Below are 20,085 nucleotides of genomic sequence, written 5' to 3'. Positions count from 1 at the left end.
GTTTAGGTGGAATAGGAACAAAAGAAAGCGGATGTCCGGTTTAGGACATCCGCTTTTCTTATTAAACTTTCTTCAGTTTAAATGGACTGACCATGAGTAATGATAATATAATCATGAGGGATAAGAAAAAGACCGGATGGAAATACGGAATGGCTAAATAACTTAAAGTGGCGATGCAGCCCGCAACCGTAATGGGCACTCCTGTAAAATAGCCATTGCTTTCACTTATATTGAAGCGGGCGAGACGAAACGCGCCACAGCCAATATAGAAAACCGTGAAGAGTGTGCCAGGTGCTCCGAATTCTATCAATATTCCTTGGTATAATAATAGAGCCGGTGCGACGCCAAAGGATATGATGTCACACATGGAATCAAGTTGCTTACCCAATTCCGATTCAATGTTGAATTTCCGTGCAACCATACCGTCAAAGCGATCTGCAAGGGCAGCCAGGAAGATTAAAAGCAAGCTTAAATTCAATTGACCGTGCATCACGGCAATTATCGCAAATCCACCAAGGGATAAATTAATTAAGGTAAGTATATTTGCTGTTTGTGCTTTCACTTTTTTAATGGTTTGATCTAGGGCGTGTAATAAAAACATCTTTTCACTCCTTTCAAGTGAAACAAATTAAAACAAAATATAGTAAACATAAGTATTTATTATATAATAATATTTTATTTAATACAATTTATGCAAGAGGATTTTAGAATAATTTTACAATTTTACAATTTGGAGTGGTTATATTTTGTTTCAGTCTTTGTATCGCGTTCTTATTGAACTGACGAATGGTCAGTTTTCATCAGGTTTATTAAAACACTTTAGCCAATCTCGTTGGAGCAGGCCCTTAATTTTACTTTATGTAAAAACATTCAAGCTTAATACACAGGAATTTGGTAAGGAGTTAAAAGCATATACCAATTTGCACGAGCTATTTACAAGGCAGTTAAAGGCTGACGTGAGGCCAATTACGGCAGTTCCATCTGCTGTAGCTTGTCCCGTGGACGGTGTACTTGAGGACTCAGGGGAGATACACGCTGATAAAAAGATCGTCGTTAAGGGAAAGGTATATTCAATGGAGGAAATGCTCGGGGATGAGCTTTTATTGGAAAAGTACTTAGGCGGCAAATATCTCGTGTTATACTTAAGCCCGAGTCATTACCATAGGATCCATGCGCCTATCAAGGGTTCCGTGGTCAAGCGATGGACGCTTGGAAGGAAATCATACCCCGTTAATAAATGGGGGATGAAATATGGAAAAGAGCCTTTATCAAAAAATTACCGGACAATAACTGAACTACAAAATGAGGCGGGAAATCTGGCAATGGTGAAAGTCGGGGCCATGTTCATAAATTCGATCGTCATTACTGATGATTCGGATCAATTGGAAAAAGGGCAGGAGTTTTCTTATTTCAGCTTTGGGTCCACAGTTGTGCTTCTTTTTGAAAAAGAAAGTTTTGAACTTGAAGGAAACATATCCATTCCCGCAGATGTCCGTGTAGGTGAAACAATCGGATTCATGAGAGCGGTCTAACTTCAAATATAAAATAAGAGGCTGACATTTGATGTCAGCCTATGTATTTCATATTAAAATATGGATCGGATTTTATGTGTTAGGGACCTTCGATGAATTTCCGTTTCTATGAGGCGGATGAAATCGGTACTCAACTTTAAATTCTGTGCTTTAAAATAGGATTCAAGCAACAGGTCATCAGATAGTTTTTGCATCAGAACGCCACTTAAGGGCTGCTCACCTCCAGTAGGAATTGCGAGGAATAATTTGGTGTTTACTTGCATATATTGATAAGTCATCCTTGATGTACCCCTACTGTATCAGAAATAAACGTGGAGAACAATCGTTCTGTTATCCACAGATGAAAGTGGATAACCTGTGGTTAAGTTGTTTGCAAAGTGAACGAAATGGTGCCCATCAGTATGGAAAATGTTAGTAAAGTTATCCACAGGTTGAATAAATGAATTTTTTGTCGAAATCTTTTATGAATAATTAGTTCTTTGGTTCTGGTCTGCCTGCAAATTTCCCATTATTTAATGAAAAATGCCTTTCCATATCAGAAAACATACATTATGATGTTTCTTTACCGTCAGCCATTCTTTCCTAATTTTTTTTGAAAGTGGGCTGAAAATTCGATATGATGGAAACGGTAAATTTTAATAAAATATAGAGGTGCCAATATGCTTAAATTATTTTTGCCGAGTGAACATGTTAAAAGCATTTTTAATATAGATCCTCAAGAATTGAAAAAAAGAGGGATTAAGGGCGTCATTACCGATTTGGATAATACTCTCGTTGAATGGGACAGGCCGACTGCCACCCCCGATTTAATCAAATGGTTCGACAATATGCGGGATCATGGGATTTTAGTGACGATTGTGTCCAATAATAATGAAAATCGGGTTCGGGCTTTTTCCGATCCGCTTCACATTCCGTTTATCTTCCAGGCCAGAAAACCGATGGCAAGGGCTTTCCATAAAGCCCGTAAGACAATGGGGTTGAAATTAGAAGAAACGGTGGTAATCGGCGATCAGTTATTGACGGATGTATTGGGAGGGAACAGAGGCGGGTTTCATACGATCTTAGTGGTCCCTGTCGCACAAACCGACGAATTCAGAACAAGGATCAATCGTTATTTTGAAAGAAAGATCATGGCGTTTTTTAAACGAAAAGGAATGATAGAATGGGAGGATCACAATTGAACAATCATCAAGAATTAGTGTGCATCGGCTGCGGTGTGAAGGTCCAGACTGAAGATCCGAAGGAGTTGGGCTTTGCCCCTAAATCGGCTCTGGAAAAAGAGAGCATCGTTTGTCAGCGCTGCTTTAAATTGAAACATTATAACGAAGTTCAGGATGTATCCTTAACAGACGATGACTTCTTGAAAATCTTGAATAAAGTAGGCGAAACCGACTCTTTAATCGTCAAAATCGTCGATATTTTTGATTTCAATGGAAGCTGGCTGCCTGGCCTTCATCGATTTGTAGGAAGAAATGATGTTCTTCTGATCGGAAATAAGGTCGATTTATTGCCTAAATCGGTAAAACCGAACAAGTTGATCAATTGGATGAAGCAATCGTCCAAGGAATTGGGTCTTAACCCGATCGATGTCCTGCTTGTCAGTGCGGAAAAGGGAAAGCACATACTTGAAGCGGCGGATGCGATCGAGCGGTATCGCAGAGGAAAAGATGTCTATGTGGTGGGCTGTACGAATGTAGGAAAATCGACTTTCATCAACCGTCTTATAAAAGAAGTGAGCGGTGAAAGTGATATCATCACGACTTCCCACTTCCCTGGGACTACCTTGGATATGATTGAAATTCCTTTGGATGATGAACAGGCATTGATCGATACACCTGGAATCATTAATCATCATCAAATGGCTCACTATGTGGACAAACGGGACTTCAAGGTGATTATGCCGAAAAAGGAAATCAAGCCGAGAGTGTACCAACTGAATGAGGGGCAGACGCTATTTTTCGGAGGGTTGGCTAGGTTGGACTATGTTTCAGGCGGAAGGCGTTCATTGACTTGCTACCTTTCGAACGAATTGAATATTCACCGTACGAAACTGGAAAATGCCGATGAATTGTATAAAAACCATGCCGGGGAATTACTGACTCCCCCACGCCCGGAACAAATCGAGGAATTTCCGAAGCTGATTCCACATGAATTTTCCTTGAAAGATGGTAAAATGGATATTGTGTTTTCTGGTCTTGGCTGGGTGACGGTCAATGAGCCAGGGGCGAAAATCGTTGCACATGTTCCAAAGGGCGTCAATGTGATCGTTCGCAAATCATTAATCTAAATATAGGGGTCGTCTAGTCTATGAAAAAGATATATGGGGTAATGGGAGATCCAATTGCACATTCGATGTCACCGGACATTCATAATGATGCATTTGAAAAAGAAAATATAGAAGCGGTTTATCACCATTTTCATGTGACGAAAGAAGGTTTGAACGATGCCGTGAAAGGCATGAAAGCCCTTGGTATAGAAGGGTTTAACATCACGATACCTCATAAGACTTCAATCATCCCTTTCCTTGATGAAGTGGATGAACTGGCCCAGGCAATCGGGGCTGTAAATACGGTTGTTAACAAAAATGGTCGGTTTATAGGGTATAATACAGACGGAAAAGGATTTTTTAAATCTTTATGCGATGAAATATCAGGTGACATCAAGGCTAAAAAAACGTTAGTGATCGGAGCGGGCGGTGCTGCGCGTGCGATTTATTTTACCCTCGTGAAAGAAGGGGTAAAGCAAGTTGATATTGCAAATCGGACAAAGGAAAGAGCGGCCCAGCTTGTTTCTGATTGCCCTTATGATAAAGTATCGAAGGCACTCTCGATTATCGAAGCGGAAGAAAGCTTATCACAATATGATTTAATCATCCAAACGACTTCTTCTGGAATGAGTCCTGAACTGGATCATTCTCCGTTAAAGGTCGACCAGCTTAAAACCGGTGCAATTGTCAGTGATATCATCTATAACCCTCTGCAAACCAAGCTGCTGCGTGAAGCTGCGGAAAAAGGGGCGGAAACGCAAAATGGTCTGGGAATGTTCATCAACCAGGCTGCGCTTGCCTTTGAGATATGGACAGGCATTATGCCGGATACAGCAAGAATGACAGATATTGTCTTGAACAAACTAGGAGGTAACACATGTTAACAGGAAAACAAAAAAGATTTTTACGATCAAAGGCCCATCACCTCAATCCAATTTTTCAAGTTGGTAAAGGCGGAGTCAATGATAATCTCATCAAGCAAATTGGTGAGGCGCTTGAAGTACGTGAATTGATCAAGGTCAGCATCCTGCAAAACTGTGAAGAGGACCGCAATGATGTGGGGCTTACTTTATCAAAAGGTGCACGGGCTGAATTGGTTCAGATTATCGGCAACACAATTGTGCTATATAAAGAATCAAAAGAAAACAAACAACTCAAATTACCTTAAGGAACCTATCTATGAAAAAAATTGGAATTCTTGGCGGTACATTCAATCCTCCGCATATCGGGCATTTAATTATAGCCAATGAAGTGCTGGATGCCCTTGAGCTAGATGAAATCAGGTTCATGCCAAATCACGTACCTCCACATAAGGAAAAATCGGAGGAAGTAACCGATATGGACAGGCTGGCCATGTTGGAAAACGCGATAGCCGGAAACCCATCTTTTTATATTGAGGGTATTGAAATAGAAAGAAAAGGCACATCTTATACGTATGACACGATAAAATTGCTTAAAGAACTTGAGCCAGCCAATGAGTTCTATTTCATAATTGGCGCAGATATGATTGAGTACTTACCGAATTGGCATCGTATCGATGAGCTGGTGCATATGGTCAATTTCGTCGGGGTGAAGCGCCCTGGATATAATGAGAATACCTTATACCCGATCACGATGGTGAAAGTCCCGCAGATGTTCATTTCTTCTTCCATGATACGAAGGAAGTTAAGAACAGGGAAAACCGTGAAATATTTAATAGCAGATCCAGTGGTGAAGTATATTAAAGGGAATGGTTTATATGAATCGTGAGAAAGCATTGGCGCTGGTCAAAGAACAAATCACCGAGCGCAGGTACATTCATACCTTGGGTGTGGTCGAGTCAGCGATTGAACTTGCTGAACGATATGGTGCCGACGTCAAAAAAGCGGAACTTGCAGCCATTTTCCATGATTATGCAAAATTTCGTCCTAAAGAAGAAATGGAGCAAATAATAATCGCTGAAAAAATGGACCCGGCGTTACTTGAATATAATATGGAGCTGTGGCACGCTCCTGTCGGGGCTTATCTGGTGAATAAGGAAGCAGGCATTCAGGACGATGAAATCTTGGATGCGATTGCCTATCACACGTCTGGCAGGGTTGGCATGAGCCTCTTGGATAAAGTCGTATACCTTGCCGATTATATCGAGCCGGGACGTTCTTTTCCCGGTGTCGACGAAGTCAGGCAGACAGCAAAGCAAAATTTGGATCATGCTGTCATCCAGGCTTTAAGGAATACAGTTGTTTTTTTAATGAAAAGAAATCAGGCAATTTACCCTGACACATTTAAGACATATAATGATTTGATCATGAATTTGAAGGAGAAGATGTAATGACTGAACGTGAACTTCTTGTAATTGCAGCAAAAGCGGCGGATGATAAAAGAGCGGAGGATATCGTGGCATTGAACATGCAAGGTATTTCCCTTGTAGCGGATTACTTTTTGATCTGCCACGGTAATTCTGAAAAACAAGTACAAGCAATAGCTCGTGAAATGAAGAACAAAGCTGATGAATCAGGAATCAATGTAAAGCGTCTTGAAGGTTTTGACGAGGCGAAATGGGTGCTTGTGGATCTTGGCGATGTAGTGGCCCACATTTTCCATAAAGATGAAAGAAACTACTATAACCTTGAACGTCTATGGGGAGATGCACCTTTTGAAGATCTAGAGAGTGAACTGACTTCATGACTTACGAACGCTTTGCCTATGTATACGATGAATTGATGAAGGACGCACCTTATGAAAAATGGCTGATGATCCTTACGGCGAAGCTGGAACAGTATGGAATTGATGGAAGGAAAGTCCTGGATTTGGCATGTGGAACCGGGGAGATTACCGTTGAATTGGCGCAGCACGGCTTCGAAGTCACCGGCGTGGATTTATCTGATGAAATGCTTCTTGTTGCTAATGAAAAAGCGGTTAAGCTTGGATTATCGATTCCGCTTTTCCAGCAGAATATGGCAGAACTCGAAGGACTTTGCCAATTTGATTGTGTCACGATTTTTTGTGATTCGCTGAACTACCTTCGCGACGAAGAGGATATCGTCAAGACGTTCAGCCGGGTTCATGAGCATTTGAAGGATGGCGGATTATTCATGTTTGATATCCATTCCCTTTATAAAATGGAAGAAGTCTTTAGTGATCATACGTTTGCTGTCAATGGTGAAGAAGTATCCTATATATGGGATTGCTTCCCGGGTGAAGAACCTTACAGTGTGGAACATGATTTAAGTTTTTTCGTAAGGGATGAAGAAAGCGGTCTTTATGACCGTTTTGATGAGTTGCATTATCAACGGACCTATCCGGTTGAACAATATAAAAAATGGCTGGAGCAAGCAGGTTTCACGGTTTCTGAAATTCTGGCGGATCTTGAAGAAGCACCGCTTGTAACGAAAACCGAAAGAATCTTGTTTGTAGCCAGTAAATGATAAAGAGGTCAAGATCCCCGTTCGTACAAGGACGAGTGGAGGTCTGACCTCTTCTTTTTTTTACTTTTAGAAGGAATTGAGATCTTGATTACGAATATTAATAAGGATGGCCGAACTGTTTTTCAACTTCGTGAAGATCCTCTGCAAACTTTTCATGTGTCGCTTGAAAAAGATGATGGAACATTTCCCCGGTTTCAGCTTCTAAAACCTTGATTCCCTCACCTGTTATTCCACCTTTTACACAAACCTTTTCCTGTAAGGTCGGCAATGTATAAACCCCTTTACCGAGCAATTCCCCTAAGCCGACCAGCATATTCTCAGTCAAAGTCGTAGCCGTTTCTTTATCTATCTTCGTCGTTTGGCAAGCCGCGTCAATGAAAGCTTGAGCTAAATAGCTGAAGAAGGCAGGGCCGCAGCTGACAATATCGGAAGCTACCCGGGTGATATCATTTTCAATGATGACCGGTGCCGATATGGCGGAGGCCAAATCAAATAAAGCTGACACTTTCTCCTTACTGCAGCTCTCGCTGAAACTCAGTAACGATACGCCTGAACTCACACGGTTCGTTATACTCGGGATAAAACGGGCACAGGGTGCATTCACTGCCGATTCGAGCTGGGAGACGGAAAGCGGGCTTGTGATGGAAATAACCAGCTGATCCCTTTTTATATGCTGTTTGATGCCTTGTAATAGGCTGTTAATTTGCAATGGTTTTACACAGAGAAAGATAAAGTCCGCTTGTTCGACGATTTCGGCTGCGCTTTCCGCAACCTTGATACCCGGATGTTTCTCTTTCAGCACCAATGCTTTGGAAAGTGTGCGATTTGTAATGATTAGATCTGCCGGATTCAATATTTTTGCCTCCAGCCATGCCTCGATTAAAATGGTACCCATATTTCCGGTTCCGATAACACCGATTTTCTTCAATTCCGATCAACTCCTCTCACTTAAAGCGATTGATTCTCCTAAAAACACTATGTATTTTTAATCTGTCCTATGACAATGTATCGTGCGAAATCCAATAAGGAGGTAAAGAAATGGAAGGGATTTTAAAAAGGAAAATGACGATGATTACCGTTGCCGTGGCATTTGTGGCAGGGGGCATTTACTTTTTTTCTCAACAAGGGGAGGATCCGGCTGATACGGAAGATATATTTTCCGTTACTGCAAAAGAAGCTGAAATGGAACAAAGTGTAAATGAATCGTCTGCCGAGCCTGAGATCATTAAAGTGGATGTTAAAGGAGCGGTCAAGTCCCCGGGCATCTTTACTGCACAGGCAGGTGACCGGGTGATTGATTTGATTTCGGCTGCGGGCAGTTTTACGGAAAAGGCTGACACGGATAAAGTGAATTTTGCCCAAATCATCGAAGATCAAATGGTCATTTATGTTCCGGAAATAGGTGAAGAAGACAAAGGGGACTTGGAGAATATACAAGTCGGGACTTCTGGTGATGCCATCACTAAGGGTACGTCAGGAGGGCTGGTGAACTTGAATACTGCTACACAGGAAGATTTGCAAACCTTGACGGGAATTGGACCATCCAAAGCGAATGCGATCCTGGAATACAGGGAGACGGCAGGGAAATTCAAGGAGGTCGATGAATTGAAGCAGGTTACGGGAATCGGCGATAAAACGTTTGAAAGGTTACGGGATTCCATCTCGGTGAAATGAATGCTACACAAATGGACAGGAAGAGGGTAAAATTGAAGAAAATCATTCTAGGGGTAAGGGGATACAACATGAACAGAATTAGTTGGGATCAATATTTCATGGCACAAAGCCATTTATTAGCTTTAAGAAGCACATGTACACGCCTCACTGTAGGGGCGACCATCGTCAGGGACAATCGAATCATTGCTGGGGGATATAATGGGTCCATTGCGGGAGGGACGCATTGTATTGATGACGGCTGTTATGTAATTGATAACCATTGTGTCAGAACGATACATGCAGAAATGAATGCACTTTTACAATGTGCGAAATTTGGGGTGCCGACTGATCAGGCGGAAATATATGTGACGCATTTTCCGTGTCTTCAGTGCTGTAAATCACTCATCCAAGCTGGCATAAAGGCCGTTTATTATGCCGAGGATTACAAAAATCATCCATATGCCCTCGAATTATTCAAACAGGCGGGTGTCAAGACCGAGAAGGTTGAAGCAAAAGGGGCCATCGATGTTAATGGAAAACAAAAAAAGGACTTTGTATTCTCATTGCTAGCTCAACTTGAACAAAACGGTCTGGGAAAAGAAGATTTATTGGCACTGGAAAAGCAGGCCAATCAGATATTCGAAAATTAAATAGGACGGGGGGCAGGCATGGCCAGACATCTTATCTTACTGGCCGTTTCAGCCACATTTGGTGTTACGGCCCATTCTCTTTTAAATGTAAGGCTGCTGATCATTATCCTAATTTTTCTCTGTTTCCTTTATTTTTCGGTGGGCTTAAGTGTGAAGGCCCTTAGTTTTCATTTGGTGATCATTGGGATATTTTTAGGGGCCGCCTCCTTCTCCGATCACCGAAACAAAACTGCCTATCATGGAACGGAAAGCCAATTTATCATCACATTTACCGACCAACCGAATATAGATGGAAATTCATTAAAAGGATTCATTGGCAGTGAGAAAGGCGAACGGCTATTGCTTCGTTATAAAATCACGACCGAATTGGAACAGGAAAAGCTGAGTCAGTTTCTGCGAATCGGTTTATCATGTCCGGCTGAAGGGACATTGCAAGTTCCCGAGAAAAACAGGAATGAAAACAGTTTCGATTACCAGCGTTATCTTTTCCGCCAAGGCACCCATTGGATATTCAAAGCGGATTCCATTTCATTTCAAGAATGCAAAGAAGGTGGAAACTCGATTCTGGTTTCGATTCGTAATTTGCGCCTGAAGGGGATTGCATATATTAGAGAACACTTTCCTGAAGAGTCGAGCGGTTTTGTCACAGCGCTCATATTCGGTGACCAGAGATATATAGATGAAGGGGACCTTACTAATTATCAGCGGTTGGGGTTGGTTCATTTACTGGCGATTTCCGGCCTTCATGTCAGTTTTTTAACGGGGGTGTTATTTTACATCGGCATCAGGGTTGGGATTACACGGGAAAGAATGATGATGGCCATCTTACTCTTCCTTCCGGTTTACATGTTACTTTCAGGTGCCAGTCCATCAGTGGTGCGATCCTGTTCAATGGCTATGCTTTTCTTTCTACTCCTGCTATTCAAGAAGCGGATTTCGGCGGGTGCCGCAATCGGATCGACTTATATGGCACTTTTGTTTTTTCGGCCTAATATGCTCTATGATATAGGTTTTCAGCTTTCATTTGCGGTCACATTCTCCATTATCATGTCTTCAAGCATCTTCTTGCAATACCCGAAGAAATCGATGCAGCTATTCATCCTCAGTTCCATCTGCCAACTGGCAGCCCTTCCGATTTTGCTTTTTCACTTTTTTGAAGTATCTTTACTTGGCGTGTTTCTGAACGTATTGTATGTTCCGATTTATTCCATCATATTGCTGCCATTTTCACTGATTTCCCTCCTCATTCATTTATTACTGCCTTCCTTTGGTCAACCTCTCATATCATTATTGAATTTCACCTTCGTACTCTGCAATAAAGCCGCAGATGCAGCATCAGGATTGCCGCTCGCATCCATACCGTTTGGAAAGCCGCCTTTCCTCATGATGTTACTACTTGTTATTTCCCTTATAGGGTTATGCCTGACTTGGGAAGTATCCTTTGAAAAAAGTAAAATCTGGTGCGGAATGATAATCGTCCTTTTACTTTTGCAATATAACTTACAAAGGTTCTCGCCTTTCGGTGAAGTGCAAATCATCGACGTAGGACAAGGTGACTCCATTTTCATTTCCCTGCCTTTCAATCGAGGTAATTATTTAATTGATACGGGCGGGCAAATTACATTTCCAATCGATACGTGGGCGATAAAGCGAAAGAAGTTCAACACGGCGGATGATATCATTATTCCATTATTGAAAAGTAAAGGAATCCACCAATTGGACAAATTGATTTTAACCCATCCGGATGCAGATCATATGGGAAGTGCAAAAGAATTAATAGATCATTTTAAAGTTGCGGAGATCATCATTGGAGGCTGGAGTGAAGAGCAATATAGGGATATGGATCTTGTAACCGTGGCGAAAGAGAAAAAAGTGAAAATGACCGTCCTGAAAAGGGGGGACCAATGGGTGGCGGGCGGAGTGCGGTTTGCTGTGCTAAGTCCATTTAAGCAAGAGGAAGATAAGAATGATTCATCCATCGTTCTATTCACGGAGCTTGGGGGAGTGTCATGGTTATTGACCGGCGATATGGGAGAAGAAGGGGAAAGGGAACTTTTGAGAACATTTCCGCAGTTGAAGGCGGATATCTTGAAGGTCGGTCACCATGGCAGTAAAACGTCTTCTTCCGCGCCCTTCCTTGAACAGCTGCAGCCGAAAGCGGCGCTTATTTCAGTTGGAAAAGATAACCGCTACGGGCACCCTCATGGAGACGTAATTGGGAATTTGGAGGGGAATGGCATAAAAGTGTTCAGGACGGACGAGGATGGTTCCATTATTTACAAGTATTACAAAAGCAGTGGAACCTTTCTGAAGACTCTCCCATAGTATATAGAAAATCAAAAAGAAAGAGACTGCAGCAGCAGCCCCCATCAGGAAAAATAAGTGCATGTAATGAATGAAATCAGGATCCGACAGCTTTAATGACGACAGCTATGGTGAACATGGCAGCGAAAAATACAAAAGAACCGATGAATCCTATAGCGGAATCAGCGACGTCATCTGTCTTTGATTGAACATTCTTTTCGAATTCGTTCATTATTTACCCCTCCTATTTCTGCTAATAGTATAAAACATTACCAAAAAAAAATCTACAGGCTTCATTCCTTCATTTCCTTTACTGACAAGAGTTGTCACAAATAGTTTGGGATTTTGAGGTCAAAATAAAAGTACAAACAAAGCAAGCGAAAACGAAAAGCTCATTTGTTCTACATGAATACTCTACCCGCTTTCAAGGGAGATTACCCGGGCCTTTCTTGAAAGTGTTCATATAGATCCGGAATTAGCCCTTTTAAGGGCTAGTTCCCTTTATAGCTTGTCAAATGGTCCATCCACCTATACCATTAGAGAAGAATACATAGTAAAGAGGCGGATTCTATTGGTATTAGACGTTTGGAAAAGTATAAAAAAAGGGCAATTCGCGCCAGTATACTTGTTATATGGGACGGAAGCCTATCTAATTAATGAAACGAAGCAGCTATTGATCGAGAATGTCCTTCATGAAGATGAGATGGATTTTAACTTTTCTCAATTTGATTTAGAAGAGACGCCTGTTGAAACTGCACTTGAAGATGTCGAAACCCTCCCGTTTATCGGGGAAAGGCGCCTTGTCTTCATGCAAAACCCATTTTTTTTGACAGCTGAAAAAACGAAGTCAAGAGTTGAGCATAATGTGAAAAGACTGGAAGCGTATTTGGCTGACCCGGTTCCATATTCTATTGTCGTATTGACCGCACCTTATGAGAAACTGGATGAACGGAAAAAAATCACCAAGGAACTGAAGCGTAAGGCGGTTCTCGTTGAAGCGAAGAAGCTTGGTGATCATGAGTTAAAGGGGTGGGTGAAGGAGAGGGTCGAAGCTTCTTCAGTCCGAATAGATGAGCAGGCTACAGAGCTTTTACTTGAACTTGCAGGAACGAATCTGATGATGCTGACGAATGAACTGGATAAAATGGTGCTTTATACGGAAGCTGAGAAGCACATTACAGTCGAGGTAGTGGAAAAGCTGGTCGCAAAATCCCTTGAACAGAATATCTTCACACTTGTTGATCATGTGTTACAGAGAAAAATGGAGAGTGCCATGACGATACTGCACGATCTTCTCAGGCAGAATGAAGAGCCGATCAAGATCTTGAGTGTCATGGCTGGTCAGGTCAGGCTCATGTATCAAGTGAAGGAGCTTTCCCGTCAGGGCTATAGCCAGCAAAAAATTGCGGGTCAACTGAAGGTGCACCCTTACAGGGTAAAGCTGGCACTTGAAAAGACGGGGAAATTCCAGGAACGCGAGTTGTTGAGCATCATGAACGACTTAGCGGAAGCGGATTATAAAATGAAGACCGGCCAAGCAGATAAGGCAATCACGCTTGAACTGCTGCTTTTAAAAATTAGATGATAAAAAGGTGGCAGATATCCTGTCACCTTTTTTTATATGCAAAAAACGGCACAAAAAAAACGATCCGATTGGATCGTTTAATTTTTTGTCATTATGCGTTAAGAGCGTTAAGTCTTTTCGCTAAACGAGATTTTTTACGGGCTGCCGCATTTTTATGGATTAATCCCTTAGATGCAGCTTTGTCTAATTTCACAGCAGCTGTTAAAAGAGCTTCTTTAGCAGCTTCAACGTTTTCACCAGCTAATGCAACTTCAGCGTTTTTCACTGTAGTACGCATAGTTGATCTAACAGTAATGTTATGAACGCGTTTTTTGTCGTTGATTTTTACACGTTTAATAGCAGATTTAATGTTTGGCATTCCGTTCACCTCCTACAAAGAAATCGAGATTATATGAACTCGACTTTTCAAATCCATATCAAATAGCACAAGTGATATTCTATCAGACTGCTCATAAATATGCAATACTTCAGATTGAGAATCGAAAAGGAATTATAATTTCAGTAATAAATTCATCTCGTCATCATTCATTGTACCAAAAAAATGAATAATAAAAAAGCAAAAACGACAGAATGTTTAAGAGAGACTATTGAAAATACTAGATTAGATACAATTCAAACATCAGGAGGCCGTTATGGAAAATAAATTGGACCTTAGTGAATACGGAATTCGGACAGATTTGGCGATTGAAGCAAAGGAAATTGCCCTTGAACATAAAGGTGTAGTAGAGGAAGTGGATGTTTCTCGCATCGAAGGGGTCATTATTAAGGAAAAAGATGTGGATGATCTGAAGGTATCCTTAGTCGAGGTCACGGCTGAGGGGGAAAAAGAAATCGGAAAAAAACAGGGCAGCTATTTGACCATCGAGGTCCAGGGAATCCGCCAGCAGGATACGGAAACGCAGCAACGGGTGGAAAAGGTGTTCGCCAACGAACTGGCTTACTTCTTGAAACGGAATAAAATCACCAAGGAAAGCAGTTGTCTAGTTGTCGGCCTTGGTAATTGGAATGTTACCCCCGATGCTCTGGGACCTGCAGTCGTTGAGAACCTTGTAGTTACAAGACATTTGTTCGAATTGCAGCCAGAGTCCGTCAAGGAAGGCTATCGGCCGGTCAGTGCCATTTCCCCAGGGGTGATGGGGATTACCGGAATCGAGACGAGTGACATCATAAAAGGCGTCATCGAAAAAAGTAATCCTGATTTCCTGATCGTCGTTGACGCATTGGCTGCCCGTTCGATCGATCGTGTGAATTCTACGATTCAAATTACGGATACAGGTATCCATCCAGGGTCTGGTGTAGGAAATAAACGTAAAGAATTGAGTCAGGCTACACTGGGAGTTCCAGTTATCGCAATTGGAATACCTACCGTCGTGGATGCCGTATCGATTGCCAGCGATACGATTGATTATATTTTAAAGCACTTTGGCAAGGAAATGAATGAAGGGGACAGACCATCACGTTCATTGGCACCTGCTGGATTCAGTTTTGGGAAGCGGACAAAGCTGACCGAAGAGGATATGCCGGGTGAAAAGGAACGCCAAACCTTCTTGGGAATGATAGGTGTCCTCCCTGATGAAGAGAAACGGAAATTGATTTATGAGGTGCTTTCGCCACTTGGTCATAATTTAATGGTTACACCAAAAGAAGTAGATGTTTTCATCGAGGATATGGCCAATTTGATAGCCAATGGTTTAAATGCAGCCTTGCATCATTCAATAAATCAAGATAATGCCGGCTATTACACCCGTTAAATCACTTTCAGTGCCCAAAAATGGTGTTCTACCCTTTCTAGCAAAGTCATAGGTATTAATAGACAAGCTATAGAGAGGGTGGAAAGATGAAAAGAAGAAATTCCCCAGGAATCATAACAGCCATTCACGGATCAACAATAATAAAAACTTTTCTAGGTATTCTCGCCTTGCTTCTTTTTGTTTTTTCAGTCAGTGGGGTCATGACTTCCCTAAGACCGGAGTATCGGATATCTTCTAACTCCGTACATACTGTAGCCAATCAATTCTCGGGGAAAATGCTGTTTTCGATGCTGGCCAACGAAAATCATTATCTTTTTAATGCCCTGCCGGAAGGTAAGCAGGAATCGATCATCACGAATCAATTGATAAAAGTCTCGACCAACATTTCACTTGAGGACCCGCGAAGTTTACTGGGAAGGGAGCTTCCTGGCTTTTCGATTTTTGATAATGAGATCCTCGTTGCTGGGGAAGGAACGAATTATACGAATATGCCGTATGAATCTTCACCGCCAGTGGATGTCCTGAATGAAGAAAGGGATGCATCCCTGCAAAACCTGGATGAGATTAAAGAACCGGATAAAGGAGTGACCAATCAGCCGAATCAAACGACCAATGGCCGGAAAGTGGTCGAGATATACCATAGCCATAACCGGGAGTCATATCTTCCATATTTAAAAGGGGTGACAGACCCCGATCTAGCCTACCATTCTAAAATCAATATTACGAAACTCGGGGAACGGATGGTTGAAGATTTGGCTGATAAGGGGATCGGCTCCTCGCTCGATAAAACGGATATCATGGGAAATCTGAATAATAAAGGATTGAATTATGCCAAATCGTATCAAGAATCACGGAAATCGGTCCAGACGGCATTGGCCAATAACAAAGATTTAGAATACCTGATTGATATCCACCGCGATTCAAAGCGGAAGAAACATACGACAATTACAATCAGAGGTAAAGAGTATGCCAAGATCGCATTCGTGATCGGGGGGAATAACCCGAACTATGAAAAAAATGCCGCGCTTGCCAATAAGCTTCATAAAGCATTGGAGAAAAAATACCCAGGTATTTCCCGAGGGGTTATGAAACAGGGCGGATCTAGCCATAATGGTATATATAATCAGGATTTATCAGGCAATTCCATGCTAATTGAAGTTGGCGGTGTTGATAATACTTTCGAGGAAATGTACTTGACTGTTGATGCCTTTACCGAGGTTTTCAGTGAATTTTACTGGGATGCCAAAGCAGTGGATAACCCGACCGGGGATTCGGAAGCGAGGTAATTTGAAAGGAGTTCTCTTATCATGGTTCGATTTTGGTTGAAATGTACAGGGATTGTGCTCGTATTATTTTTAGGTGTTCTAATCGGGATGCAGCAAGCGAACGACGGGATGAAAAAAATGAAGGGGTATGAAGATCCCTCTTTGAATAGTGCATTCATCATTAACCAATCGGACCAAGGGGAGATGGAAGCGGATATCCTTGGCGAAAAAGTGACGAGTCATGATTTGGAGACGAAAAAAGAAAAGCTTGAAGAAATGAAAGCTTTCAACTTTTTCTCATCGATCGGAAAAACGCTTGGAGAGACCATATCAGGTGCCTTTCAGGCCCTTATTGATATGATTTAGGTAGGAAATAAGTTGAGTGTGTTCTGCCAAAAGGCTGCATCCGAATCCGGGATGCAGCCTTTTTTTATGCTTTGTCCTGCAATGATGCTTCTTTTGTAACTATTCTGTTGAATCTTGCATTTTCTATTGATATAATAAAAAATAGTGTATTGTGTCGACTAGTGGGAGTGAACGTCATGAATAGAGAAGAAAAATTAAAAAGACAATCAAAAATTCGTAACTTTTCCATCATCGCTCATATCGATCATGGTAAATCTACATTGGCGGATCGTATCATTGAAAAAACGAACGCCATGACTCAGCGTGAAATGAAGAGTCAGCTGTTGGATTCCATGGATTTAGAGCGTGAGCGTGGAATTACGATTAAATTGAATGCGATTCAATTGAAATATAACGCGAAAGATGGAGAAGAATACATCTTCCATCTTATTGATACACCGGGACATGTCGATTTTACGTATGAAGTGTCACGAAGCCTTGCAGCTTGTGAAGGCGCTGTCCTTGTTGTCGATGCGGCACAGGGAATTGAGGCCCAAACGCTTGCAAATGTGTATTTAGCTTTGGACAACAACCTTGAAATCATTCCGGTCATCAATAAAATTGATTTGCCGAGTGCAGATCCGGAACGGGTGCGCGGAGAAATCGAGGAAGTGATCGGATTGGATGCTTCCGATGCAGTTTTGGCTTCGGCTAAAGCCGGAATCGGAATCGAGGAGATTTTGGAACAGGTCGTTGAATTGGTTCCAGCTCCGCAAGGTGATCCGGATGCTCCTTTCAAGGCGCTTATTTTCGATTCACTGTTTGATGCGTACCGCGGTGTAGTTGCCTATATCCGTGTTGTTGAGGGTTCCATTAAAGTGGGCGACAAAATCAAAATGATGTCCACTGGCAAGGAATTCGATGTTACCGAATTGGGTGTTTTCAACCCTAAAACACAGCTTTTGGATGAACTGAACGTCGGTGATGTAGGTTTCCTAACGGCATCCATTAAAAACGTTGGTGATACGACTGTCGGTGATACGATCACGAGTGCCGTGAATAGTGCGACAGAAGCATTGCCGGGTTACAGGAAGATGAATCCGATGGTATATTGCGGTTTATACCCAATTGACGCATCGAAATTCAATGATTTACGGGATGCATTGGAGAAATTGGAATTGAACGATTCAGCGCTGCAGTTTGAAGCGGAATCATCGCAAGCATTGGGCTTCGGTTTCCGTTGCGGATTCCTTGGACTCCTTCATATGGAGATCATCCAGGAACGGATTGAACGTGAATTCAAAATCGATCTGATCACCACTGCACCGAGTGTTATTTATGATGTGGTGCAAACAGACGGAACGGTCCTGAAAGTGGATAACCCGTCCAATATGCCTGATGCTCAAAAGATCGAACGTGTCGAGGAGCCATATGTCAAAGCAACAATGATGGCACCGACGGAGTTTGTCGGGGCAATCATGGAAATCTGTCAAAATAAACGCGGTAACTTCATTGATATGGAATATATCGATGAGACTCGTGTGAGCATTCATTATGAAATTCCATTATCGGAAATCGTGTATGATTTCTTCGATCAATTGAAATCCAATACAAGAGGCTATGCTTCCTTCGATTATGAGCTGATCGGCTACCAACCGTCCAAGCTTGTGAAGATGGATATCTTACTGAATGCTGAAACTGTCGATGCTTTAAGTTTCATCGTTCATAAGGACTTTGCTTATGAACGCGGTAAAGTCATTGTTGAAAAATTGAAGAAATTGATTCCAAGGCAACAATTCGAAGTGCCGATCCAAGCGGCGATCGGGCAAAAAATCATCGCCCGTTCTTCGATTAGTGCAATGCGCAAAAACGTATTGGCTAAATGTTACGGCGGCGATATTTCCCGTAAACGTAAGTTGCTCGAAAAACAGAAAGAAGGTAAAAAGCGGATGAAACAAGTAGGTTCCGTTGAAGTTCCGCAAGAAGCTTTCATGGCTGTTTTGAAAATGGATGATACGACACCCAAAAAATAAATAAAATAAACGATAGTTAGAAAAAAGAGGGTAGAGGAAATCTAGCCTCTTTTTCTATCGACTCATTCGATTAAAAGGTTGTGAACACAATGATCAAAAGCGCCTACCTCCATATACCATTTTGTGAACATATTTGTCACTATTGTGATTTCAATAAAGTATTTTTGCAGGGACAGCCGGTCGACGAATATTTACAGATGATGAAAAGGGAAATGGTGATGCAGCTTTCCAAATACCCGACTGCAGGTTTGGATACGGTTTTCGTCGGTGGAGGGACACCGACCTCACTGGATGAAAAGCAGCTTGCATTCTTATGTGAAGCAATCAATGAAACCATGCCCTTTGATCCTATGAAGGCTGAATATACCTTTGAAGCCAATCCCGGGGATCTTTCAAGGGAAAAACTCAAGATACTTTATGATTCAGGGGTCAATAGACTTAGCTTTGGAGTGCAAAGCTTCAATGATGAATTATTAAAACGAATTGGCCGGACTCACCGGGCTTCAGAAGTATATGAAACGATCCATTTGGCTCAAGAAGTTGGCTTTATGAATATAAGCATCGACTTGATTTATGGATTGCCGGGCCAAACGATGGAAGATTTCAAGGATACGCTGGATAAAGCGATCGCGCTTCAATTGCCGCACTACTCAAGCTACTCATTGATCGTTGAACCGAAGACGGTTTTTTATAATCAGATGCGAAGAGGTAAATTAAACCTGCCGCCGCAGGAGCTCGAGGCTTCGATGTATGAGAGGCTGATGGAAGAGATGGAGAAGCATGGTAACCACCAATATGAAATCAGTAATTTTGCCCGGGCTGGGTTTGAAAGCAGGCACAACCTGACATATTGGGATAATGTGGAGTATTATGGGATTGGTGCTGGTGCACATGGCTATACTGGAGGTAAAAGGGTGGCCAATCATGGGCCTGTGAAGAAATATATCACTCCATTGCTTTCGAACGAGCTGCCTGTGTTGGAGGAACATCCAGTACCGCTTCATGAACGGATGGAAGAGGAGATGTTTTTGGGTCTCCGGAAAACGCAAGGGGTTTCATTGGAAATCTTCAAGAATAAATTTTTTGTAGAAATGACGGAGATTTTCAGGAAACCGCTCGAAGAAGGATCGGCAAAGGGTTTGCTTAAGGTGGAAGGCGGGTTCGTGCGCTTGACTGAGCGGGGCAAACTGCTTGGAAATGAAGTGTTCCAAACATTTTTAGGCGTTATTGATTCCGACTGAAGGAAATCCATGTTATTTTAACGATGAATTAGCGGTTTTCATTGTTGACATCA

Annotated in this window: 23 protein-coding genes; 18 read left to right on the top strand and 5 right to left on the bottom strand. The window is 42.0% G+C overall.

Features of this window, described 5'->3' with window-relative positions; genetic code table 11:
- Nucleotides 1-61: 61 nt before the first annotated feature.
- Entirely contained in the window at nt 62-601 is a 540-nt protein-coding gene (gene pssA / locus AC0VX1_RS17770; protein WP_034308587.1) for a CDP-diacylglycerol--serine O-phosphatidyltransferase, read from the bottom strand.
- A 145-nt stretch (nt 602-746) separates the two neighbouring features.
- On the opposite strand from pssA, the gene AC0VX1_RS17765 reads away from it, so the two are divergent.
- Entirely contained in the window at nt 747-1,532 is a 786-nt protein-coding gene (locus AC0VX1_RS17765; RefSeq protein ID WP_475468142.1) for a phosphatidylserine decarboxylase, read from the top strand.
- 53 nt (nt 1,533-1,585) lie between these two features.
- Here the strand turns inward: AC0VX1_RS17765 and AC0VX1_RS17760 are convergent, their stop codons facing one another.
- On the bottom strand, nt 1,586-1,726 hold the full coding sequence (locus tag AC0VX1_RS17760; protein WP_034311351.1) for a sporulation histidine kinase inhibitor Sda: 141 nt from the start codon (nt 1,724-1,726) through the stop codon (nt 1,586-1,588).
- Nucleotides 1,727-2,191: 465 nt separating this feature from the next.
- On the opposite strand from AC0VX1_RS17760, the gene AC0VX1_RS17755 reads away from it, so the two are divergent.
- From AC0VX1_RS17755 to AC0VX1_RS17720, 8 genes are read left to right on the top strand one after another with little or no spacing between them, the layout of a single operon-like run.
- Nucleotides 2,192-2,713 (top strand): YqeG family HAD IIIA-type phosphatase, encoded by a 522-nt coding sequence (locus AC0VX1_RS17755; RefSeq protein ID WP_034308582.1) that lies wholly within the window; start codon nt 2,192-2,194, stop codon nt 2,711-2,713.
- Nucleotides 2,710-3,819, top strand: a complete 1,110-nt coding sequence (gene yqeH / locus AC0VX1_RS17750) for a ribosome biogenesis GTPase YqeH (RefSeq protein ID WP_222619913.1) — start codon at nt 2,710-2,712, stop codon at nt 3,817-3,819. Before AC0VX1_RS17755 ends, yqeH begins: the two co-directional genes overlap by 4 nt.
- 20 nt (nt 3,820-3,839) lie before the next feature.
- Complete coding sequence (gene aroE / locus AC0VX1_RS17745) at nt 3,840-4,682, top strand: shikimate dehydrogenase (protein WP_475468139.1); 843 nt, start codon at nt 3,840-3,842, stop codon at nt 4,680-4,682.
- A complete protein-coding gene (gene yhbY, locus AC0VX1_RS17740; RefSeq protein WP_034308574.1) occupies nt 4,676-4,966 on the top strand; it encodes a ribosome assembly RNA-binding protein YhbY in 291 nt (96 codons plus the stop codon). The genes aroE and yhbY overlap by 7 nt, the downstream gene beginning before the upstream one ends.
- Nucleotides 4,967-4,977: 11 nt before the next feature.
- Nucleotides 4,978-5,547, top strand: coding sequence for a nicotinate-nucleotide adenylyltransferase (locus tag AC0VX1_RS17735; protein ID WP_034308571.1), 570 nt, complete (start codon nt 4,978-4,980; stop codon nt 5,545-5,547).
- Nucleotides 5,537-6,109: a bis(5'-nucleosyl)-tetraphosphatase (symmetrical) YqeK gene (yqeK, locus tag AC0VX1_RS17730; protein WP_034308570.1), complete on the top strand. Its 573-nt coding sequence runs from the start codon at nt 5,537-5,539 to the stop codon at nt 6,107-6,109. The genes AC0VX1_RS17735 and yqeK overlap by 11 nt, the downstream gene beginning before the upstream one ends.
- Nucleotides 6,109-6,465, top strand: a complete 357-nt coding sequence (gene rsfS, locus AC0VX1_RS17725) for a ribosome silencing factor (protein ID WP_413001079.1) — start codon at nt 6,109-6,111, stop codon at nt 6,463-6,465. The genes yqeK and rsfS overlap by 1 nt, the downstream gene beginning before the upstream one ends.
- Complete coding sequence (locus tag AC0VX1_RS17720; RefSeq protein ID WP_475468135.1) at nt 6,462-7,205, top strand: class I SAM-dependent DNA methyltransferase; 744 nt, start codon at nt 6,462-6,464, stop codon at nt 7,203-7,205. The genes rsfS and AC0VX1_RS17720 overlap by 4 nt, the downstream gene beginning before the upstream one ends.
- A gap of 97 nt (nt 7,206-7,302) precedes the next feature.
- Here the strand turns inward: AC0VX1_RS17720 and comER are convergent, their stop codons facing one another.
- Complete coding sequence (comER, locus tag AC0VX1_RS17715; protein ID WP_475468133.1) at nt 7,303-8,133, bottom strand: late competence protein ComER; 831 nt, start codon at nt 8,131-8,133, stop codon at nt 7,303-7,305.
- Between the two features lie 110 nt (nt 8,134-8,243).
- On the opposite strand from comER, the gene AC0VX1_RS17710 reads away from it, so the two are divergent.
- From AC0VX1_RS17710 to AC0VX1_RS17700, 3 genes are all read left to right on the top strand, one after another.
- Nucleotides 8,244-8,879 carry a helix-hairpin-helix domain-containing protein gene (locus AC0VX1_RS17710; protein WP_475468131.1) on the top strand — a complete coding sequence of 212 codons (636 nt, stop codon included), beginning with the start codon at nt 8,244-8,246 and terminating at the stop codon, nt 8,877-8,879.
- A 68-nt stretch (nt 8,880-8,947) separates the two neighbouring features.
- Nucleotides 8,948-9,508: a ComE operon protein 2 gene (locus AC0VX1_RS17705; RefSeq protein ID WP_095678550.1), complete on the top strand. Its 561-nt coding sequence runs from the start codon at nt 8,948-8,950 to the stop codon at nt 9,506-9,508.
- 18 nt (nt 9,509-9,526) lie between these two features.
- On the top strand, nt 9,527-11,833 hold the full coding sequence (locus tag AC0VX1_RS17700; RefSeq protein WP_475468129.1) for a DNA internalization-related competence protein ComEC/Rec2: 2,307 nt from the start codon (nt 9,527-9,529) through the stop codon (nt 11,831-11,833).
- Between the two features lie 76 nt (nt 11,834-11,909).
- On the opposite strand, the gene AC0VX1_RS17695 is transcribed toward AC0VX1_RS17700, so the two are convergent.
- A complete protein-coding gene (locus AC0VX1_RS17695; protein WP_034308559.1) occupies nt 11,910-12,044 on the bottom strand; it encodes a YqzM family protein in 135 nt (44 codons plus the stop codon).
- Between the two features lie 339 nt (nt 12,045-12,383).
- Between AC0VX1_RS17695 and holA the strand changes: the two genes are divergently transcribed.
- Nucleotides 12,384-13,397 (top strand): DNA polymerase III subunit delta, encoded by a 1,014-nt coding sequence (gene holA, locus AC0VX1_RS17690; protein ID WP_034308556.1) that lies wholly within the window; start codon nt 12,384-12,386, stop codon nt 13,395-13,397.
- A gap of 91 nt (nt 13,398-13,488) precedes the next feature.
- Here the strand turns inward: holA and rpsT are convergent, their stop codons facing one another.
- Nucleotides 13,489-13,755: a 30S ribosomal protein S20 gene (rpsT, locus tag AC0VX1_RS17685; protein WP_034308554.1), complete on the bottom strand. Its 267-nt coding sequence runs from the start codon at nt 13,753-13,755 to the stop codon at nt 13,489-13,491.
- 274 nt (nt 13,756-14,029) lie between these two features.
- Between rpsT and gpr the strand changes: the two genes are divergently transcribed.
- From gpr to hemW, 5 genes are all read left to right on the top strand, one after another.
- Nucleotides 14,030-15,148 carry a GPR endopeptidase gene (gene gpr / locus AC0VX1_RS17680; protein WP_413009786.1) on the top strand — a complete coding sequence of 373 codons (1,119 nt, stop codon included), beginning with the start codon at nt 14,030-14,032 and terminating at the stop codon, nt 15,146-15,148.
- 86 nt (nt 15,149-15,234) lie between these two features.
- Nucleotides 15,235-16,434: a stage II sporulation protein P gene (gene spoIIP / locus AC0VX1_RS17675; protein WP_413009785.1), complete on the top strand. Its 1,200-nt coding sequence runs from the start codon at nt 15,235-15,237 to the stop codon at nt 16,432-16,434.
- A gap of 21 nt (nt 16,435-16,455) precedes the next feature.
- On the top strand, nt 16,456-16,779 hold the full coding sequence (locus tag AC0VX1_RS17670) for a YqxA family protein (RefSeq protein WP_053535740.1): 324 nt from the start codon (nt 16,456-16,458) through the stop codon (nt 16,777-16,779).
- A 176-nt stretch (nt 16,780-16,955) separates the two neighbouring features.
- On the top strand, nt 16,956-18,791 hold the full coding sequence (gene lepA, locus AC0VX1_RS17665) for a translation elongation factor 4 (protein ID WP_413009784.1): 1,836 nt from the start codon (nt 16,956-16,958) through the stop codon (nt 18,789-18,791).
- Between the two features lie 89 nt (nt 18,792-18,880).
- Nucleotides 18,881-20,032, top strand: coding sequence for a radical SAM family heme chaperone HemW (gene hemW, locus AC0VX1_RS17660; protein WP_475468123.1), 1,152 nt, complete (start codon nt 18,881-18,883; stop codon nt 20,030-20,032).
- Nucleotides 20,033-20,085 lie beyond the last annotated feature (53 nt).

This window comes from Peribacillus sp. QJM3NY_7, from assembly GCF_056173225.1.
The sequence above is the reverse complement of the archived record's forward strand: the minus strand, read 5'-3'. Positions and strand labels throughout refer to the sequence as shown.

Excerpts from the sequence above, each read along its gene's own strand:
- pssA (WP_034308587.1), bottom strand. The coding sequence starts at position 601 with ATGTTTTTATTACACGCCCTAGATCAAACCATTAAAAAAGTGAAAGCA.
- AC0VX1_RS17760 (WP_034311351.1), bottom strand. The coding sequence starts at position 1,726 with ATGCAAAAACTATCTGATGACCTGTTGCTTGAATCCTATTTTAAAGCA.
- AC0VX1_RS17755 (WP_034308582.1), top strand. The coding sequence starts at position 2,192 with ATGCTTAAATTATTTTTGCCGAGTGAACATGTTAAAAGCATTTTTAAT.
- aroE (WP_475468139.1), top strand. The coding sequence starts at position 3,840 with ATGAAAAAGATATATGGGGTAATGGGAGATCCAATTGCACATTCGATG.
- yhbY (WP_034308574.1), top strand. The coding sequence starts at position 4,676 with ATGTTAACAGGAAAACAAAAAAGATTTTTACGATCAAAGGCCCATCAC.
- AC0VX1_RS17735 (WP_034308571.1), top strand. The coding sequence starts at position 4,978 with ATGAAAAAAATTGGAATTCTTGGCGGTACATTCAATCCTCCGCATATC.
- yqeK (WP_034308570.1), top strand. The coding sequence starts at position 5,537 with ATGAATCGTGAGAAAGCATTGGCGCTGGTCAAAGAACAAATCACCGAG.
- rsfS (WP_413001079.1), top strand. The coding sequence starts at position 6,109 with ATGACTGAACGTGAACTTCTTGTAATTGCAGCAAAAGCGGCGGATGAT.
- AC0VX1_RS17720 (WP_475468135.1), top strand. The coding sequence starts at position 6,462 with ATGACTTACGAACGCTTTGCCTATGTATACGATGAATTGATGAAGGAC.
- AC0VX1_RS17710 (WP_475468131.1), top strand. The coding sequence starts at position 8,244 with ATGGAAGGGATTTTAAAAAGGAAAATGACGATGATTACCGTTGCCGTG.
- AC0VX1_RS17705 (WP_095678550.1), top strand. The coding sequence starts at position 8,948 with ATGAACAGAATTAGTTGGGATCAATATTTCATGGCACAAAGCCATTTA.
- AC0VX1_RS17700 (WP_475468129.1), top strand. The coding sequence starts at position 9,527 with ATGGCCAGACATCTTATCTTACTGGCCGTTTCAGCCACATTTGGTGTT.
- AC0VX1_RS17695 (WP_034308559.1), bottom strand. The coding sequence starts at position 12,044 with ATGAACGAATTCGAAAAGAATGTTCAATCAAAGACAGATGACGTCGCT.
- rpsT (WP_034308554.1), bottom strand. The coding sequence starts at position 13,755 with ATGCCAAACATTAAATCTGCTATTAAACGTGTAAAAATCAACGACAAA.
- gpr (WP_413009786.1), top strand. The coding sequence starts at position 14,030 with ATGGAAAATAAATTGGACCTTAGTGAATACGGAATTCGGACAGATTTG.
- spoIIP (WP_413009785.1), top strand. The coding sequence starts at position 15,235 with ATGAAAAGAAGAAATTCCCCAGGAATCATAACAGCCATTCACGGATCA.
- AC0VX1_RS17670 (WP_053535740.1), top strand. The coding sequence starts at position 16,456 with ATGGTTCGATTTTGGTTGAAATGTACAGGGATTGTGCTCGTATTATTT.
- lepA (WP_413009784.1), top strand. The coding sequence starts at position 16,956 with ATGAATAGAGAAGAAAAATTAAAAAGACAATCAAAAATTCGTAACTTT.
- hemW (WP_475468123.1), top strand. The coding sequence starts at position 18,881 with ATGATCAAAAGCGCCTACCTCCATATACCATTTTGTGAACATATTTGT.